This is a genomic window from Bacteroidales bacterium, assembly GCA_031275285.1.
GTDB lineage: Bacteria > Bacteroidota > Bacteroidia > Bacteroidales > UBA4181 > JAIRLS01.
In genome coordinates, this window is the sequence record JAISOY010000159.1 from 39,879 (window position 1) to 59,608 (window position 19,730).

The window sequence follows — 19,730 nt, forward strand, 5'->3', positions numbered from 1 at the left end:
TCGATTGGACATTGGTCACTTCCAACTCAACTGTTTTATTGTATGAAAAAATCTTACTCCAGACGAGAATTCATAAAACGTAATTCATTCACCGGATTAGGCGTTTTAATGGCAGGAACTTTTGGTTCCCGTATCTTTGCCTCAAGTGGATCGTCCCAAAATACACTGGCCATATTGGGAGGTCAACCTGCACATCCGGGAAAATGGGTTTCGTGGCCGATATGGAAACCTGAGACAGACGAAGAGCAGTTATTGAAAGTCATCAGAAGCGGGGTCTGGTCACGGGCAAATACAGTCGATGAATTCGAACGGAAATGGGCACAGATGATTGGTTCCAAACGCTGCCTATCCGTAGTGAACGGCACCAATGCACTGATTGTGGCGCTTACCCAGATGGGTGTCGGGGCCGGCGATGAGATCATCGTTCCCCCATATACATTCATCGCCACGGTAGCAGCTGTTTTAATGACCGGAGCCATACCCGTATTTGCCGATATCGATCCTGAAACTTATCAGATTGATCCTGAAAAAATAGAGAAAAAGATCAATGCAAGGACACGGGTAATTCTTCCTGTCCATATACTGGGATTGCCTGCTGATATGATACGTATTATGTCCATTGCCGGGAAACACCGGCTGCTGGTTCTGGAAGATGCTTGTCAGGCATGGTTGGCGGAAATTAATCACAAGAAGACAGGTACTTTCGGAAAAGCCGGCTGCTTCAGTTTCCAGAATTCAAAGAACCTGGCCATCGGGGAAGGTGGGGCAATCGTAAGTGATGACGATGAATTCATGGACAGGTGCTGTTCGTATAATAATTTCGGATTCCCTCATAATGCTCCGGGTTCAATAGGAACTGACGCAGTGATGTTGGGTACAAAAGTACGTTTTACGGAATACCAGGCAGCCATTGGATTGGCCGAAATGGTACGTTTGGAGGGAGAAACAAAACTTCGTAATGAAAATGCAGCTTACCTGAGGGCAAAAATCGAGAAAATACCCGGTATCATTCCTTACAAATTATACAATAATGTAACCCAGGCCGCATTTCATCTTTTCCCATTCAGGTACAAAAAAGAACAATTCAAAGGCATATCAAGAAATACATTCCTGAGGACCCTGAGGGCCGAAGGTGTACCATGTTCCGGCGGATATACCCCGCTCAACAAGATGCCCTTCCTTGAACATGCTTTTAATACGAAAAATTTCCGGAAAATGTATACTGCTGGAGAACTGGATGCAAAGTCCTATTACCGTCAGAATGAATGTCCTGAAAACGATCTTTTATGCACTGAAGCGGTATGGTTACCGCAAAGCCTTTTGCTCGGGAACAAGCAGGATATGGATGATATAGCAAATGCCATAGAAAAAATTAGTCAGAATGCAGGGAAATTAATTTCATACGACAAATAAATGCCGGACAAACCCATAAAAATATACGGACTTCTCTTTGTTTCCGCTCTCTTCTTTACCAGTAAGGTTTTCGCGGAAACCAATATTTCCATGCTGTGGAAGGCCGGTACGGCACAGGTTGTTATAACACCAGGAGAGAATTTGTGGATGGCCGGATATGCGGCCCGAAACCAACCCTCCGAAGGAAAAATTCACGACTTATATGCTAAAGCACTGGTGTTGGAAGATTCTTACGGAAGTCGTTCCGTATTGGTTACATCCGATCTTTTGGGCTTTACAGCAGACTTGTCGAATCGTATTCGAAAAGAACTGGCATCTTTACTGGATCTTACAAAAGCCCAGATTATCCTGAACGCCTCGCACACACATTCGGGTCCTGTGTTATCCGGCGCTTTAGTGGATATCTACCCGATAGATAAGGAAGAATGGGATAGGATTGAAAGGTATACGCAGACCCTGGAAAAAAAAATCATCGATCTGGTCATAGAAGCGGCCCTAAACTTAGAGCCTGTTTCAATCTATGCGGCCAACGGAACGGCCCGGTTCCTGGTAAATCGTAGGAATAATCCGGAACAAAAAATAGAGTACCAAAGTGAATTGAAAGGGCCGAGCGATTATTCAGTTCCTGTTCTTAAAGTTGTTAAAAAGTCAGGTGATATAAAAGCCATTATCTTCGGGCATGCCTGCCATCCCGTTGTGTTGACCGGTTACCAATGGGCCGGCGATTATCCGGGATTTGCTCAGTTGGAATTGGAAAAATTATATCCCGGAACGACGGCCCTCTTTTTTCAAGGTGCCGGTGCCGATCAAAACCCTATGCCTCGTAGAACCATTCCGTTGGCCAGGCAACATGGCATCACACTGGCAGCGGCTGTGGACAGGGTACTTCACGAAAAGATGAAATCATTGCCATCCAGCTTAAAAACAGCATATAAAGAGATCGACCTACCTTTGGTACCGATATCCGAAAAAGAATTGGCCGGAATAATACAAGAGAAAGAAGGATATCCGAAGCAGTGGGCTTTACGTATGCTGGAAGAAAGAAGAAAAGGCATTACTCCTCTCAATACCTATCCGTACCCCATACAAATATGGAACCTGGGAGGGTTACCCTTATTTTCCTTAGGTGGAGAATTAGTAGTAGATTATGCTCTGAATTTCAAACAAAAATATGGATATGAATCATTTGTTTTAGGATATTCCAATGATGTTATGGCTTATATACCGACTGTCAGGATATTGAACGAAGGTGGTTATGAAGGGGCGGATTCACAGATGGTATATGGAATGCCCGGATTGTGGTCGTCTGAAATAGAAACCCTTATATTTAAAGGGGTAGATGAGTTAGCAGAAAAAGTAGATATACAACGCCGGTAACACCATGAAAAACAATCATAAAAAGACAGTCCATTCCCTTATAGCTAAACGCTATTATTCCGGATTTGCAGATGCACACGATACCTACAATGCTATCTCTGCCGGTAGCGATGGGAGAATATATTACGTCTTATCTTCCACACGATATGATATTGGGGGGCAATTTTATGTATATGACCCAAAAACAGAAAAAACAGAATTTATAGCCGATTTATCATCCGCTTTGGGAGAAAAAGAAAAAAAATGCATAGCCCAGGGAAAAAGCCATGTGGAATTTTATGAAGCTGATCATAAGTTATATTTTGCCACACATATAGGATATTACGAAATGATAGGCGGCATGGAGCGGTTGCCACGAAATGCTCCGGATGGATATCAGTTGTATCCGGGAGGTCATTTCCTGTCTTATGATATGGAAACAGGCAAAATAGCCGATCTGGCTTTAGCTCCTGATGGTGAGGGTATTCTGACTATGGCTATGGACAAAAAAAGAGGTCATATTTATGGAATTACATGGCCGAAAGGATACCTGGTAGATTATAATATTCATACTGGGCAGCTGAAAAATACCGGTTTGATCAATAAAATGGGAGAAGCCGGCATAATAGGAAAAGATTACCGGGTTCTTTGCCGTTCGATGTTTGTGGACACTCGTAACGGAAATTTGTATTATTCCACTGCCGAAGGGGATATCTGGACTTATCATCCGAAATATAACAAGCCTGAAAAACTGGATGAAGTGGATATGAAGCTGGATTATTTCGGAACCTATGATTATACTGATCCGGGAAGTATGGCTTATAATTGGAGAAAAGTATGCTGGTGTGAACAGGAACATGTAGCCTATGGTGTTCATGGTAATTCCGGTTATTTGTTCCGTTTTGATCCGGAAAAAAGGGAATTGGAGGTCATGGAACGAATCACTTCCGGTCCATCCAGAAAAAGCGGCATGTATGACCAGTTCAGTTACGGGTACCTTGGTTTTATGTTGAGTAACAGCCAGACTGTTTACTATCTCACCGGAGGACCTGTTTATCGTGATGGAAAACGTGTCGGCGGAACCGGCAAAATAGCTATGGGAGCTGCCAGGGGACTGGAGAACCTTCACCTGGTCACTTATGATATTCCCCGGCGAAACTATACGGATCATGGTGCCGTTTTCTATGAAGACGGTAGTATTCCTACATATGTAAATTCCATAGCTATGGATCAACAGGGTAACATATATACCCTGGCCAGGTTCATCCACGAAGGAAAAGAAATCGAAGACTTAGTGAAAATAATATTGTTTCAATAAATTAAATATCTATGACAGACCGTAGAACTTTTATCAAAACCGGAGCTTTTGCAGGAGTGGGATTATTCACATCGGGATGGGTTTCAGGAAACGTTTCCGAACCTGTAAAAAAAGGATTACGAGTAGGAATTATCGGATTGGATACTTCACATAGCACAGCTTTCACAAGATTGTTCAATAATGATCAGGCATCCGACTATGGAGGATACAAAGTCGTCGCAGCCTATCCCTATGGCAGCCGCGATATAAAATCCAGTGTCGACCGTATCCCGGGTTATATCGAAGAAGTAAAAAAAATGGGAGTGGAAATTGTTGATTCCATCAAAGCCTTATTAAAAAAAGTCGATTTTGTATTGCTTGAGACAAATGACGGGCGTCCGCATCTGGAACAAGCATTGGAGGTTTTCAGGGCAGGAAAGCCGGTGTTTATTGATAAACCGGTGGCTGCTTCCTTAACCGATGCTATTTCCATTTATCAGGCAGCCGGAAAATTTAAGGTCCCTGTTTTTTCTGCATCTTCCCTCAGGTACATGTCGAATATGGATGATATCCTGAAAAAACAAAGTATTGGAAAAATCCTGGGTGCCGATACATTCAGTCCATGCGCACTGGAGGAAACCCATCCTGATTTTTTCTGGTATGGCATCCATGGTGTCGAAGCATTGTTTACCGTCATGGGCGTAGGATGTAAAACAGTATCGCGCGTACATACCCCAGGCGCTGATGTTACGACAGGTATTTGGAATGATCAACGTATCGGTACTTTCAGGGGAATACGGACAGGGAAAACAGGGTATGGCGGATATGCTTTCGGTGAAAAGGGTATTAAACCTTTGGGTGACTATAATGGATACATCCCGTTAGTCAAGGAAATTGTTAAATTTTTCCAGACAGGAATTGCTCCTGTAACTCCGGAAGAAACACTTGAAATATTCTCCTTCATGGAAGCAGCAGATGAAAGCAAAAGAAGGAACGGTGCATCTGTTGATATTCAGGAGATTCGTGAAAAGGCGCTTAGTAAAGTAAAAAAGACATGGTAAGGTAACATTAAAATAAAACAGATGACCGAAACAACTTTATCCAAAAAGAATTCAATAGTATCGATTGCGATCCTGGCGTTTATGTTCTTTATCTTCGGGTTTGTCTCGTGGATTAACGCAATACTTATTCCCTATTTCAGGATTGCCTGCGAATTAGAAACGGATTTCCAGGCCTATTTAGTGGCATTTGCATTTTACATTGCATATTTCGTGATGTCTATGCCAGGTGCCCTGCTCCTGAAAAAAGTCGGGTTCAAGCGCGGCATCATGTACGGTTTTTTTGCCCTGTCATTGGGTGCCTTGATATTTATTCCCGCTGCACTTACCCGCACTTATGGTATTTTTCTGATCGGGTTATTTACCATGGGAACAGGATTGGCCGTGCTGCAAACAGCCGCAAACCCCTATGTAACTATCATCGGTCCTATCGAAAGTGCTGCGCGGCGTATGAGTATCATGGGGGTATGCAATAAATTTGCGGGTATCGTTTCCCCGCTTATTTTTGCCGCATTCACATTAAAAGCCACTGACACCTCGCTATTTGAAGCTTTGCCTCTAATGGACGATGCAAGCAGAAGCGCTGCCCTCGATGAGTTGATCCGCCGTGTGATATTCCCTTATGGTTGCCTTAGCGTATTATTGGTCGGAGCCGGATTATTTATCAGGTATTCCGTACTTCCTGAGATCAATACGGAAAAAGAAACAGAAGAACAGGTACTGGCACATACAGGAAAGAAAAATATTTTCCATTTTCCTTACCTGATATTGGGTGCCATTGCCCTGCTTTTACATGTCGGCACACAGGTAATTGCTATCGATACCATCATCAGGTATGCCGAATCCATGGGGTTGAATCTCATCGAGGCAAAAGCATTCCCTTCATATACTTTGACAGCCACCATCATTGGATATATCATCGGCATCGCCTGTATTCCTAAAATTATCAGCCAGACTACGGCATTAAGGATCTGTACGATCACAGGACTGATATTTTCTTTTTGTGTCCTCTTCATACCCGGATATATGAATTTCGGAAATCATACCATCAGTATCTCTATCTGGTTCCTGGCTTTGTTGGGATTGCCTAATTCGCTGATCTATGCAGGGATATGGCCTTTGGCTATCCGGAATCTGGGACGATTCACTAAAACAGGTTCTTCCTTATTGATTATGGGATTGGTAGGAAATGCCATTCTCCCTTTAATCTATGGGGCGCTTGCCGATCGCATCGGGTTACGTCAGGCATATTGGGTGTTGATTCCATGTTTCCTGTACCTGGTTTTCTATGCCTTGTACGGACACAAAATCACTTCATGGAAACGTGTAAAATGATACCCGCATAAATATTCATGATCAATGTTCACATCAACCATCTATAAGTTCATAGTTTATTATTCATCTTTTCTACTTTAAAGAACCTTGAATCCGGAATTTTGAACTTCAATCTAAAATAATCTTAATCGTATGAAATCCAAACCTATTTATAACAGACGTTCATTCCTTTCGAATACAGCTTTGGCAGGGGCAGGAGTTTTGGGTTTTCCGGCTATTATCCATTCATGCTCCGGCTCTGCAGACAGGGGGATTATGCCATTGCGCCCTTTTGAAGAATTATTTATACCCGAACTTCCGGATAAAGCAATTGAGGGAAAGCCGCTTAAAGCAGCGCTTGTCGGGTGTGGAGCAAGAGGAACAGGTGCCGCATTTAACTTTCTGGACGCAGGTGATAATTTACTTATAACAGCTTGTGCCGATTTATTTAAGGATAAATTAGATGCATGCCTGAAGATGTTGAAGGAAAAAAAGAAAATGGAAGTGCCACCGGAAAATTGTTTTACAGGTTTTGATGCATACAAAAAAGTTTGCGATTTGCCTGTTGACCTGATTATTATAGCTTCCCCTAATTGTTTTCATCCTGAACAAATGAAATATGCCATAGAAAAAGGGAAACATGTATTTGTAGAAAAACCGGCTGCCATTGATCCTACCGGTTACAGGACATTTCTCGCATCTGCCCGTCAGGCGTACAGTCGCGGGCTAAACGTCCTTCCCGGAACGCAGTACCGTTTTGATCGTCCTTTTGTAGCATCTTACCGGAAAATTCAGGAAGGATGGATAGGAAGTATTGTTTCAGGGTATGTTTTTTACCATACAGGAAGTGACCAGTACATCGTTCGTCAACCCGGATGGTCGGATATGGAATATATGATACGGGGACACTTCAACTGGAGTTGGGTAAATGGTGATCAGGTCAGCAATATGTTGATACATTGGATTGACGTGTTTAACTGGTTTTCGCATCTTAAACCCGTAAGAGCCATTTCATACGGTTCACGGATACAAAAAAACATAGGAAATGTATATGACAATTTCAGTATGAATATTGAGTACGAAGGAGGAGTAAATGTTTCCGGTATGGTCCGTAGGATAGACGGATGCGATAATGACAGGGGCGCTATTATCCGGGGGGAGAAGGGCTCATGGCACAGCCGTGATTTTTCCATAAGAAACAATGACGGCGAAATAATATGGAAGTATGATGGAGAAGACGCCAAAAATAAATTCAAGGTACATGATATGTATACTCTCGAACACATTGAGCTGGTCAACCATATACGAAAAGGTAAAGTGATAAATGTAGCCGAAGGTGCGGCCATATCATCCATGACTGCTGTAATGGCTAGGGAATCGGCTTATACGGGAAAAGCGTATACATGGGAGCAAATTACCTCTTCAAATTTGAATATGTTACCTGAAAAAATGGAGTTAATAAATATGGACCTGAAAAAATATGAAATACCGCTTGCAGGGATTTCTTCCAAAAATATACCGTCATGAAAAGAATAAAAATCATCAATGGGAAAATCATTACTTCTACCAGGATATTTCCGGGTGTTGTGTGTGTTGACGGGAATAAAATATGTGAAATAAGTGACAGGGATATTGATTTTCCGCATGCCGTCATTGTAGATGCAAAAGGTAAATATATATCCCCGGGATTTATTGATTTACATACGCATGGAGCAGGGAATTCCGATTTCATGGATGGAACGGTAGATGCTTACCTGACCGCAGTGGAAAGGCATGCTGTGCACGGCACTACTGCTTTATATCCTACGACACTGGCTTCTACTTATGAAGAATTGATCCATACTTTTGAAGTCTACGAAGAAACTATTACAAAAAACACCAAAGGGGCTACTATGATGGGACTTCACCTGGAAGGACCGTACTTCTCGATGAATCAGAGAGGAGCACAGGATCCGAAGTATATCCGGAATCCCGAACCGAAAGAATACCTGTCCGCCCTTCATGCCACCAGGCATATCAAAAGATGGAGTGCGGCCCCTGAACTGAAAGGGAGTAAAGAATTTGCTGAAGCGTTATCGGTCCGGGATATACTACCTGCCATTGCCCATACCGATGCGGTTTATGAAGAAGTGCTGCCGGCATTTGACTGGGGATTTACACACATAACACATTTATACTCCTGCACTTCAGGAGTAACACGTCGAAATGCATTTCGTTATGCCGGAGTGATAGAGGCTGCATACCTGATCCCTGAAATGACGGTGGAAATTATTGCAGATGGTGTACATCTTCCGGCAAGTCTGTTAAAACTAGTGTATCAAATCAAAGGTCCCGGAAAAATAGCTTTGATCACAGACTCCATGAGGGCAGCCGGTATGCCGGAAGGTCCGAGCATATTAGGAAGTCTAAGCAACGGACAGGAGGTAATAGTAGAAGATGGTGTGGCAAAATTACCGGACCGTTCCGCTTTTGCCGGAAGTGTGGCTACAACCGACAGATTAGTACGTACCATGATGAAACAGGGCGAAGTCCCTTTAATAGATGTAATAAAGATGGTAACCTCTACACCTGCACGGATTATGGGAATAGAAAAAATAAAAGGTTCATTATCAAAAGGAAAAGATGCAGATATTGTCGTCTTTGACGATGACATCAACATGCAGATGGTAATGATTAATGGTAAAATTATACAAAATAAATTGTAATGACAGCGGTAAAATACATTCAAAAATACAGTTTACATATTTATGTTTATCCGTCAAGAAAAGAACTAGGGTCATCTGCTGCCCGGAATGTAGGTGACACTATCCGGGAAATGCTGCAGCAGAAAGACTTCCTGAACATAATCTTTGCTGCAGCGCCTTCTCAAAACGAATTCCTTGAATCACTCCGTAAACAGCAAGGCATTGAATGGCAAAGGATCAATGCATTTCATATGGATGAATATGTCGGATTGCCTCTCGATGCCCCTCAACGTTTCGGAAACTATTTGAAGGAGCATATTTTTAATACTTTACCTTTTTATTCTATCAATTATCTGAATGGTAATGGTAGTGTTAATACAGATGAAGAATGCGAAAGATATTCCAGGCTTTTGGAACAACATCCCGTGGACATTGTCTGTATGGGAATCGGAGAGAATGGACATATTGCATTCAACGATCCGCATGTAGCAGATTTTTATGATCCTGTTTTGGTCAAACAAGTTGATTTGGATGATGCCTGCCGGCAACAACAGGTGAATGACGGGTGTTTTTCCTCTTTTGAAAAAGTACCTACACATGCACTTACTTTGACCATTCCCGCTTTAATGAAGGCATCACATCTTTTTTGTATGGTGCCTGGACAGGCAAAAGCATGGGCGGTATCACATATGGTCAATGGTCCCGTTAGTGAAGATATTCCGGCAACCTGCCTGCGCAAGCATGAACATGCTACGATATATGTAGATATGGAAAGTGCAGCCATGTTAGGTTAACGTATTGAATATGAGTAAATAAGTGATTGTTTCCTGTTTGATTTATCCAAAATGTAAAAACTTTAAATTGCCTAGTAAAAAGGGTATTGACTTGAATGTTATATTTTAATGGTATCCAATATGTTATAATGAATTAACTGATATAAAGGTAGGCTATAACCAGTTTAATAATGATTGGAATTTTCATTAAGAAAATTTAATCGGAAATTTCCGAAACTTATAAAATGATGAAATAAGGATCGTCGATTATACTTCTTCTTTTATCGTTCTATTTGTCTATCTGTCAAGTAAAATAACTCTTGTATGTTACCGAACCGGTTCTACAATAACAAAACATATATTCAGGAAGGTATCCGGTTTCCGGCAAATACTTGATGAATTGGAGTTGAGTGAAAACAAAAAAATGTTGCTTAAAAAAAAACAATGCTGAACAATTATTGAACCAAACTGTTAATCTTATAAAGCAGTTAAAGCCTTTTTTGAGAATTATTATTCGCAAATTTTGAATATGATATCATGACCATAATGATATTTTTTATTACATCTGCAAAGTTATTCCGAATAAAACAAAACAACGAAATAGTTTTATGGATGCGTCAAGGCGGAATTTTATAAAAAAGGTCTCAATAGGAACGGCATCACTTGCTATTGGTGGTATACTTCCCGGGTTCAGCGCCGGAGGTTATCGCCGGATTATAGGGGCCAACGATCGAATCTGTATTTCTGTAATCGGTGTCAATAGTCGCGGTAATGTTTTGGCAAGAAATTTTGCCCGTCAACCGCAATGTGAAGTTGCCACTATATGCGATGTGGATAAACGAGCTATAGGAAAATGTATCAGGGCAGTAAGCAAGATACAGAAAAAAGCGCCCGAAGGAGAACCGGATTTCAGAAAATCACTTGAAGATAAGAATATTGATGCTGTCGTTATAGCTACTCCCGACCATTGGCATACACCGGCTGCATTGTTATCCCTTCAGGCAGGGAAACACGTATATCTTGAAAAACCTGTTAGTCACAACCCGAATGAGGGCGAAATGCTGATTGAGGCAGTAGAGAAATACAATAAAGTGGTATTGGTTGGTACACAGCGCCGTTCCTGGCCTAAGGTAGTCGAAGCCATTCAGAAGCTACAAAAAGGAATTATTGGCAAAGTACATTACGGGAAGGGGTGGTATTCCAGCAACAGATCAGGCATCGGTACCGGTAAACCTGTTCCTGTTCCGGAATGGTTGGATTGGGACCTGTGGCAGGGGCCGGCACCACGTAAAACCTATAAGGATAATATCGTCCACTATAACTGGCATTGGTTCTGGAATTGGGGAACTGCCGAATCGCTGAACAACGGGACCCATATGATAGACCTGCTCTGTTGGGGACTGAATCTGAAATACCCTAAAAAGATTACTTCAAGCGGCGGAAGATATTATTATAAAGACGATTGGGAAACACCCGATACGCAAATCATCAATATAGAATATGATGATGTGCTCTTATCGTGGGAAGGACGAAGTTGTAACAGTAAATTGATCGAAAATTCGTCTGTAGGAGTCATTTTTCACGGAGAGAAAGGCAATCTATTCATCTCCGGTGGGAATGATTACAAGATATTCGACAAAAATAACAAGGTGATCAGTGATGTGAAGAGCGATATTCCCATCGACCCCCAGAACAGGACAAGTCCCGCCCAAAAGTTGGACGCCCTCCATATACAGAACTTCTTTGACGGCATACAAAAAGGGGCTAAGCTCAACATGACCGTTGAGGAAGGACATCTGTGTACTTTACTGATGCAATTGGGTAATATATCACTGCGTACCGGAGATTCTCTGGATATTAATCCCGAAAACGGACATATCATGAAAAACTTTGCCGCAAAAAAGTTGTGGAAACGGGATTATGAGCGTGGATGGGAACCTAAAGTTTAATAAAATCCAATTAAGGATATATCGTGTTTGCTGTTGAGGCTGTCTTAAAGATATTTTAAAAGTTTTTATCTTAGGGTATTTTAATTATTGTCTGAAAATAAGGATATTATCAGGGTGGTTGCGCAAAGAGACAAGATAATTAAAATTATCGAAAATCACACAATTTGTTAATGATATCCAAGACAGTAATTCGGTGTTTTCAAATTGATGCTGCATCGGTTATTACGGAAAAGCATCAAATCAGTCCATCCTTTCCCATACCTCTTCAATAGGACTATTGCCAATCTTTCCCTTCATGTGGAGTTTGTTGTTTTTTAACTCATATTCATAAGTGAATTTTTGTCCCAGAAAAGACTTCATTACCGTGAAAGCCATAACAATGGTTTCGGTAAAAGTATTTCCATCGATGGAGAATTTTCCACCCGCTCCAATCTTTATTTCCCCTTCATCGTCAAAGTTGGCCCAGATAAAATTGTTTTCCGTAATAAATTTGATCTGGTTGATTTTACCGGTTACATCTTTTCCGTTCTGGGAAATCAGTTTCCAGGTGCCTTTTAATTCGTTTTCTTTTGCATCTGCACAGAAAAGGATTGTCAAAGACAGCACAGCAATGAATAAGAATTTAAATTTCATATGTAAAAAAATTGAGAATTGAGAATTGAAAGTTGAGAATTATATTTTCATTGACTATTCAACATTAAGAAATGAAGGTCACTTATCCTATTTTTCATTTATATACTGAATAGCCCGCTCTATCAGTACATCTTTTTTATTAAGCAGGTCGTCTGCTGTAGGCCGGGCATGTATATCGATCTTTACTCCTGTACGCTGACATTGGATCCAGTCGGGATAATATGCGCCAATGACAGTATAACTAACGGTCATTCCTCCGGGCAGAATAAACCTTGTTACATTTCCGTCCGCACCGGAAGTGGTTGATCCGATCACAGCAGCCCGGGGTGCATTACTTAAAGCAATGGCTGTCATTTCACCAAGACTTTGTGTATACTCATTCACCAATATGGCCACCTTTCCTTTAAAGAAATCAGGATTTGTTTTTCCGATAGGGCACTCATTATATTTTCTGTAATGCCCAGGATAATTAAGTACGGATGTTGAAAACCATAAATTAATTGCCGTATTTGGTAAAAGAACATCCGACAATTTGAAAAAAGACATGAAATCGCGGGGATATTGTCTTAAATCAAAAATAATCCCCTTAGCAGACATATTATTTTCTATGGCATTGACCAGTTGGCTCGATATAGATGTCCCCAAATTCAGGAAAATAATGTCTTTGTTTTCTCTTTGATAATTCTCAGCACCTTTTACACCAGTCGTATTCTCTCTGGAAAATTGCTTCAATTCCAGTGATATCATTTGTCCGCCCCGGTTGATCTTTGCTTCCAGAGAACTGGCTTTACCGGTACCGGCCATTATGTCCATAGCATTATCAGCGGATTTTGCCAATATGCACGGACGTAGGTTGCGTGACAATGCAGCATTGTTGGAAGCTGTAATGTAAGGAGCCAGTTCGTTATATATTTCTTTTACAGGTTTACCATTTACGGAAAGTATGATATCACCGGGGTTTAGCTCAGAGGTAAAGGATTTCTCTACGCAAAACTCACCGTTGTCTGTTTCCGTCAGGGTAACCGGGTATTTTTTGTATTCCAGCCTTTCTGCAGGTGTTCCTTTCAATGACCCATTAAAAAATAACCTTCCATGAGAATCGTTAATTTCTGCTACTGCTTTCATCATAGCAGCAAAATATTCCGCTTCCGATCCAGCCGATAAAACTTCCGGAATATATTCAGTCAATACATTTGTCCATGGTTTATCTGTCAGGGATTTGTAAGGAAAATTGTATTCCATTACATTCCAGAACCGGAACAATGAAAGCAAGCGATATCCCTGGTCTTCCCATGTTATATTATTATATGGTTTTTCAGCCCTGAAGTTACGTTGACGTGGTCCTCCTCCGAATGGGATCATATAATAATTCACCTTTTCCTGTCTTACGGCATTTTTCACTTTATTCAAAAGCGAAATCATATCATCTGTAAACATTTCTTTATTGTTGATCCATGCGATATCGGCAAAGCATGGATATAAGATGCTGTCTCCTGATGATATATGATACTCTTTCACCGGAAAGTCTCCTATATTTTCCGTCCAGTTATATAGTACCTGATTTAGTTCCTTTTTGTTTTTCGCATTTGCTACTTTTGGTAATACACGGAATAATTCATAATCCCAGTTTATATCGCCATCTGCTATCGCAGGATGATAATATTTCAAAAATCCCCATATACGCCCCAATACGTCAAGATTTCTATATACCTCCGGTGTCAGTTCTTTTAACGTTATACCGGATCCTTTGTCGAATTCCACATCTTCTTCGGCAGGATATCTTGCTTTTACATATCGGTATACAGGAAAGTTGTCCACCTGTATATCCCAATCATCGATCCAGACCTTGTTGATATTTTCGGTTTTCAGACCAAACCTGATTTCATAAATATTCGGTTTTAATTTGGCCCTGATCGTAAAACCATCCCATCCGGCATTTCCGGATATATTATTTATGATCAGAGAGTCAGGAATAGCAGGATGTTCTACTGATTCATCCCTTACCCGTTGCAGTATATAAAAATATAATTTTCCGGATCTTGCCTCTGAATATTTGAATTTTCCGGAAAAAATTAACGAATCGCCTTCTATCCTGGCAGCGTCGAGGTAATAGTAAACATCACAATCGTTTTGAAGTTTTAATGAATATTTCCCTTCGGCAACATTGATGCTGTCTTTTCCTGTATTTCCGGAACTAATCCATTTACTCACATACGGAGAAGGACAATTACGTGGATTATAAACTACAGCATTCGTCTCAAATTTCATTTCCGGTGTTATATACCTGCTATCAGGACGGTCTGGCGGAGTAATTCCTGCCTGTCTATTATTTACAGGATATGTGGTACTATTTGCACCATTACAAGCCGATAAAAAGAATACGACGATCAGGAATAGATACTTTTTCATGACTTATGATCTTTAAGAGACAGTTTTTAATAGTGTATCACTTTGTAAATATATGAAGAATCATTAAAGAAACAACTCTACAGGCATTTTTATATGATGTTTATACAATCATTATCAAAACGTAATCCGGATATCATTCCTGATCATGCTTAATAAGAGCCGTTTATGTAATGTTTGATATATGCTGATCATTCATTTTCTTTTGATTCTCATTTTTTATAAACAATCAAAAAAATCGTATACAACCTGCCCTTAAATGTTATATTTTTGCATGCGGAAAAATGGGTATACGTAGGTCGTATATTTTTGAAAATTAAACAAGAAAAATGGAGCAAAACATCAAGAAAGTCATTGTATTAGGGTCTGGTGCCCTGAAAATCGGAGAGGCGGGTGAGTTTGATTATTCTGGCTCGCAGGCATTAAAAGCGATGCGAGAGGAGGGGGTTTATACCGTACTGATCAATCCGAACATCGCAACGGTACAAACCACGGAAGGCATTGCCGATAAGATTTATTTTCTCCCGGTAACGCCTTTTTTTGTGGAAAAAGTAATCCAACGCGAACAGCCCGATGGTATTTTATTGGCTTTTGGAGGTCAGACAGCTCTGAACTGTGGGATTGCTTTGTTTAAGGCCAATATATTTGAAAAATACAATGTACGGGTATTGGGTACACCTATTCAGGCCATTATGGATACTGAAGACCGTGAACTTTTTGTACATAAGCTTGACCAGATTGATGTGAGGACTCCGCGCAGTATTGCCGTAGAAACCATGGAAGCTGCCGAAGAAGCCGCTGAAAAGTTAGGATTTCCAATTATAGTCCGTGCCGCTTATGCTTTAGGCGGTTTGGGAAGCGGATTTTGCATCAATATGGAAGAACTCCGGACATTGGTAGCCAAATCTTTCACTTATTCTAATCAGGTATTAGTTGAAGAATCGCTGAAAGGATGGAAGGAAATAGAATATGAGGTAGTCCGAGACAAGTACAACAACTGTATTACGGTATGTAATATGGAAAACTTCGATCCGCTCGGGATACATACAGGAGAAAGTATAGTCGTGGCACCCATCCAGACCATGAATAACCGTGAAGTGCAGAAACTCCGCCAGCTATCTATCAATATTATCCGGCATATCGGGGTGGTAGGTGAATGTAATGTGCAGTTTGCATTCGATCCGTTTTCCGAAGATTATCGTGTAATTGAAGTAAATGCACGTCTCTCCCGTTCCAGTGCATTGGCATCCAAAGCGACCGGTTATCCGCTGGCTTTTGTCGCCGCAAAATTGGCTTTGGGCTACGGATTACACGAACTGAAAAACTCCATTACCAAGGTAACATCTGCCTATTTCGAACCATCCATCGATTATATTGTTTGTAAGATCCCACGTTGGGACATGAATAAATTCCAGGGGGTTTCCAAGGAAATCGGTTCCTCTATGAAAAGTGTGGGAGAAGTGATGGCCATCGGACGTACATTCGAGGAATCCATACAAAAAGGATTACGGATGATCGGACAGGGAATGCATGGATTTGTTGGTAATCGTGACCTTGTTTTTGAAGATATCGAAAAAGAATTGACCAATCCGACCGATATGCGGATTTTTGTGATCAGCAAAGCCTTTGACAAAGGATATACCGTTGATCAGATATATGACCTGACTAAGATCGATAAGTGGTTTCTTTATAAGTTGTTAAATATCCATCACTTAAAAGCCGAGCTGGGTAAATACAACAGCATCGAAGAACTTCCGGCCGACCTGTTACTGGATGCTAAAAAACAAGGATATTCCGATTTCCAGATTGCCCGTTATGTTTGTAAAGACGATGACCGTAAGATCAGCCAGTCATTGCTGAAAGTACGTAACCACCGGAAAAAGCTGGGGGTAGTGCCTTATGTGAAGCAGATCGATACATTGGCGGCCGAATATCCTGCGCAGACCAATTACCTGTATCTGACCTACCATGGATCGGAGCATGATGTGCCGTTTGAGCGTGACGGAAATTCTGTGGTGGTTCTCGGTTCAGGTGCATATCGTATCGGTAGTTCCGTTGAATTTGACTGGTGTAGTGTCAATGCCATCAACACCATCCGGAAAGAAGGTTACCGTTCCATCATGATCAATTATAATCCGGAAACGGTCAGTACCGATTATGATTCCTGCGATAAACTGTATTTTGACGAATTGTCTTTTGAAAGGGTCATGGATATTCTGGATCTGGAACAACCGAAAGGGGTGATCATTTCCACCGGAGGGCAGATACCTAATAATCTGGCCATGCGCCTTGATGAGCAGAAAGTGCCTATTCTGGGTACCACTGCTGCTTCTATAGACAGGGCAGAGGACCGTCATAAATTTTCCATGATGTGTGATGCCCTGGAGGTTGATCAGCCTAAATGGAAGGAATTATCAAACATGGATGATATCTATAAGTTTGCCGACGAGGTTGGCTTCCCCTTATTGATTCGTCCTTCCTATGTATTATCCGGCGCTGCGATGAATGTGGTTTCCAACCGTGATGAACTGAGGGATTACCTGCAACTGGCCGCCAACGTTTCCAAACAACATCCTGTAGTAGTTACTGAATTCCTGCAAAATGCCAAGGAAATCGAAATAGATGCTGTAGCCAATAAAGGAGAACTGGTTACCTATGCTATTTCGGAACATGTCGAGTTTGCAGGTGTACATAGCGGGGATGCTACGATTGTATTTCCTCCGCAAAAACTGTATTTTGAAACTGTACGCCGTATCAAAAGGATTACCCGTAAGATCGCCAAAGAGTTGAATATTTCAGGTCCGTTTAATATGCAATTCCTGGCAAAAGATAATGATATCAAAGTCATCGAATGTAACCTGCGTGCATCACGTAGTATGCCTTTTGTTTCAAAGGTTTTGAAAACCAATCTGATAGAGATCGCTACCCGGGTGATGCTCGGATTACCTGTGGAACAATTGGATAAATCCACTTTCGACCTTGACTATATTGGCGTGAAAGCTTCCCAGTTTTCTTTTGCCCGATTATTAAAAGCAGATCCTGTCTTAGGAGTAGAAATGGCTTCAACAGGTGAGGTCGGCTGTATTGGCGATGACTATTACGAAACATTAATGAAATCGATGCTTTCGGTAGGTTATCGTATTCCGGAAAAAAACATACTGATGTCGACGGGAACCATGCGTGACAAAGTTGAATTACTGATTCCGGCACGTTTGTTAGTAGAAAAAGGATATAAAATATTCGCTACCCGCGGAACTGCAAAATTCCTGGTTGAAAATGGAGTAGAAGCGACACCGCTTGCATGGCCGGATGAAGATGAGCATCCGAATGTATTGGATTATCTGAAGGAAAAGAAAATCGATATGGTGGTCAACATACCGAAGAATCTGTCGAAAAGTGAGTTGAACAATGATTACACGATTCGTCGGAGTGCGGTTGATTTTAATATCCCGTTGATCACAAATGCCCGTTTGGCCAGCGCTTTCCTGACTGCTATCTGTAAGAACAGTCTGGAAGATATGAAGATCAAGAGTTGGGATGAATATTAAACCGCCTTCAATCAATTAAGTAGTTTGACAATTCGGGTATTTTTGGTCTTTCTGGGCATGTTTCAGGCCTTGTTTTCGCTTACCGGGCAATCAGTTGAAACAGAGCAGACACCCTGTCGTTTAGGAATGGTTTTAAGCGGAGGCGCGGCTCGTGGTATTGCACATATCGGAGTCCTTAAGGCATTTGAGGAAAATGGTATCGAAATTGATTATTTCTCAGGTGCAAGCATGGGGGCCATCATTGCTTTATTTTCTGCTTCGGGAAAGACTGCCGATGAAATGTTGGACATAGCTTTACAGTTGAAAAAAAGGAAATTAAAAAAGTTCGGCAAGCTCCACATTGGAAAAGTAGGTATTGATTATATCGGAAAACAGATAGATAAACATATTCCCCAAAAATCTTTTGAAGAATTGGAAAAACCCTTGTTCGTTTGTTTAACAAATATGGGTACCGGAAATTTTGAAATCTTCTCTACAGGAGCGATCCTCCCTCCATTAAAAGCGACAGCAGCTATTCCTGTTAAATATAAAGAGCAGGATATCAATGGAATGACCTATGTCGATGGTGGTATGTTGAATAATTTACCGGTAGAGCCGTTACGTGACCGTTGTACTACAGTTGTCGGTATCAGTGTTAACCCCATGGAGGAAAAGACCGGAAAACTGAAACTCCGGACCAAAGTCGTCCGTCTGATCGATCTGGTCGTAAATGAAAATGAAACACGTCGGGTAGAACTATGTGATTTTCATTTGGAAGTGCCGGGTTTGGGGGCTTATGATCTGGAAGAATATGATAAAGCTCAGGAAATATATGACTTGGGATATCAGGCGGCTAAAGTATTTATTGCTGAAAACCCTGAATTGTTGACCTTTAAAACAAAAAACCATGAAAACAGCGAGTCGGTTAAGCCTTGTGATTGTGATATGTTTCGCGGCTTGTAGATCGTTTGTAACGACAACACTGGAATCTGAACTTTTCGAAGAGGCCATGAAAAAAGTTGCGAACCCACAACTGATAGATGTCCGTACCCCGGAAGAATTCAAGGAAGGACATCTTCCCGGAGCCATTCTTATAGATATTAAAGAGCCCGATTTTGACAAGGTAATCCTTAATCTGGATGCGGAACAGCCGGTTTTTGTGTATTGCCGTTCGGGAAGACGAAGCCTGAAGGCCGCTAAGATCCTTGAAAAAAATAAATTCAGGGTGGTATATAACCTTGCCGGGGGAATCAATGCATGGAAAGGTAAAGATAAAGCTGTGACCATACCGGAATAAAGAAATTGAAAAAAACAGACTGG

Annotated in this window: 14 protein-coding genes; 12 read left to right on the forward strand and 2 right to left on the reverse strand. The window is 41.3% G+C overall.

What is annotated here, in order from left to right; all coding sequences use genetic code 11:
- Positions 1-42 precede the first annotated feature (42 nt).
- The 9 genes from LBQ60_15865 to LBQ60_15905 all read left to right on the forward strand — a co-directional run bounded on the left by LBQ60_15865 (position 43) and on the right by LBQ60_15905 (position 11,844).
- The gene (locus LBQ60_15865) at positions 43-1,413 is read left to right on the forward strand and encodes a DegT/DnrJ/EryC1/StrS family aminotransferase (protein ID MDR2039398.1); all 1,371 of its coding nucleotides are present in this window, start codon (positions 43-45) and stop codon (positions 1,411-1,413) included.
- Positions 1,414-2,790 (forward strand): neutral/alkaline non-lysosomal ceramidase N-terminal domain-containing protein, encoded by a 1,377-nt coding sequence (locus tag LBQ60_15870; protein MDR2039399.1) that lies wholly within the window; start codon positions 1,414-1,416, stop codon positions 2,788-2,790.
- A 4-nt stretch (positions 2,791-2,794) separates the two neighbouring features.
- Positions 2,795-4,087 (forward strand): hypothetical protein, encoded by a 1,293-nt coding sequence (locus tag LBQ60_15875; GenBank protein ID MDR2039400.1) that lies wholly within the window; start codon positions 2,795-2,797, stop codon positions 4,085-4,087.
- 11 nt (positions 4,088-4,098) lie between these two features.
- A complete protein-coding gene (locus tag LBQ60_15880; protein MDR2039401.1) occupies positions 4,099-5,127 on the forward strand; it encodes a Gfo/Idh/MocA family oxidoreductase in 1,029 nt (342 codons plus the stop codon).
- 21 nt (positions 5,128-5,148) lie between these two features.
- Positions 5,149-6,459, forward strand: coding sequence for a sugar MFS transporter (locus tag LBQ60_15885; GenBank protein ID MDR2039402.1), 1,311 nt, complete (start codon positions 5,149-5,151; stop codon positions 6,457-6,459).
- A 132-nt stretch (positions 6,460-6,591) separates the two neighbouring features.
- Positions 6,592-7,965: a Gfo/Idh/MocA family oxidoreductase gene (locus LBQ60_15890; GenBank protein MDR2039403.1), complete on the forward strand. Its 1,374-nt coding sequence runs from the start codon at positions 6,592-6,594 to the stop codon at positions 7,963-7,965.
- Positions 7,962-9,143 carry an N-acetylglucosamine-6-phosphate deacetylase gene (gene nagA / locus LBQ60_15895; protein MDR2039404.1) on the forward strand — a complete coding sequence of 394 codons (1,182 nt, stop codon included), beginning with the start codon at positions 7,962-7,964 and terminating at the stop codon, positions 9,141-9,143. Before LBQ60_15890 ends, nagA begins: the two co-directional genes overlap by 4 nt.
- Positions 9,143-9,916, forward strand: a complete 774-nt coding sequence (locus tag LBQ60_15900) for a glucosamine-6-phosphate deaminase (GenBank protein MDR2039405.1) — start codon at positions 9,143-9,145, stop codon at positions 9,914-9,916. The genes nagA and LBQ60_15900 overlap by 1 nt, the downstream gene beginning before the upstream one ends.
- A gap of 587 nt (positions 9,917-10,503) precedes the next feature.
- Positions 10,504-11,844 carry a Gfo/Idh/MocA family oxidoreductase gene (locus tag LBQ60_15905; GenBank protein MDR2039406.1) on the forward strand — a complete coding sequence of 447 codons (1,341 nt, stop codon included), beginning with the start codon at positions 10,504-10,506 and terminating at the stop codon, positions 11,842-11,844.
- A 240-nt stretch (positions 11,845-12,084) separates the two neighbouring features.
- On the opposite strand, the gene LBQ60_15910 is transcribed toward LBQ60_15905, so the two are convergent.
- Both LBQ60_15910 and LBQ60_15915 read right to left on the reverse strand, forming a co-directional pair.
- Complete coding sequence (locus LBQ60_15910) at positions 12,085-12,477, reverse strand: hypothetical protein (GenBank protein MDR2039407.1); 393 nt, start codon at positions 12,475-12,477, stop codon at positions 12,085-12,087.
- Between the two features lie 87 nt (positions 12,478-12,564).
- Entirely contained in the window at positions 12,565-14,886 is a 2,322-nt protein-coding gene (locus tag LBQ60_15915; protein MDR2039408.1) for a hypothetical protein, read from the reverse strand.
- Between the two features lie 326 nt (positions 14,887-15,212).
- Here LBQ60_15915 and carB point away from each other — a divergent pair, with 326 nt between their 5' ends.
- The 3 genes from carB to LBQ60_15930 are packed head-to-tail and all read left to right on the forward strand — an operon-like array spanning position 15,213 to position 19,707.
- On the forward strand, positions 15,213-18,431 hold the full coding sequence (gene carB, locus LBQ60_15920; protein ID MDR2039409.1) for a carbamoyl-phosphate synthase (glutamine-hydrolyzing) large subunit: 3,219 nt from the start codon (positions 15,213-15,215) through the stop codon (positions 18,429-18,431).
- 24 nt (positions 18,432-18,455) lie between these two features.
- Complete coding sequence (locus LBQ60_15925; GenBank protein MDR2039410.1) at positions 18,456-19,373, forward strand: patatin-like phospholipase family protein; 918 nt, start codon at positions 18,456-18,458, stop codon at positions 19,371-19,373.
- Complete coding sequence (locus LBQ60_15930) at positions 19,318-19,707, forward strand: rhodanese-like domain-containing protein (protein ID MDR2039411.1); 390 nt, start codon at positions 19,318-19,320, stop codon at positions 19,705-19,707. Before LBQ60_15925 ends, LBQ60_15930 begins: the two co-directional genes overlap by 56 nt.
- Positions 19,708-19,730: the final 23 nt, after the last annotated feature.